Source organism: Exiguobacterium sp. SH1S21 (assembly GCF_004337175.1).
GTDB lineage: Bacteria > Bacillota > Bacilli > Exiguobacteriales > Exiguobacteriaceae > Exiguobacterium > Exiguobacterium aurantiacum_A.
Map to the genome: position 1 here is coordinate 1 of NZ_SJUY01000042.1, position 388 is coordinate 388.

Annotated in this window: 1 protein-coding gene; it reads right to left on the reverse strand. The window is 52.6% G+C overall.

Annotated features, from left to right (window positions below; all coding sequences use genetic code 11):
* Positions 1 to 138: 138 nt before the first annotated feature.
* Positions 139 to 388: YajG family lipoprotein (locus EVJ24_RS15270; protein ID WP_201740385.1), on the reverse strand; the 250-nt coding region annotated here is incomplete at its 5' end.

Below are 388 nucleotides of genomic sequence, written 5' to 3' on the forward strand. Positions count from 1 at the left end.
GATGTCAGGGCGAGCGGTAGCCCGGAAGCAAAACCCAGGATCAGCAATATGGCTGAACGCGGCTGTTGAAAAATACGTAAATATTGACTGGACATGGGCGTCTACAGGCCCGGCTTGCACCGGGCCAGAGGGCAGAAATTAACGCGCGTTCTGCTTGATGAATTCGTGAATGCTGGTGTCCTGAGACATATCAGCGATGGTATCGGTCAGCACACTGTTAACCGCATCGGCGATATTTTTGTTGGAGGCCTGGAACGCACCTTCAACGTTGTAGCTGGCACGATAGTTTTTGGTCATTTTGTTGCCATTCTGCGCGGTAGCGATGATGGCGATATCCGCTTTGGTAGCGATGTTGTAGCGCACGTTGCCCTGGGACACGTCAGCATAC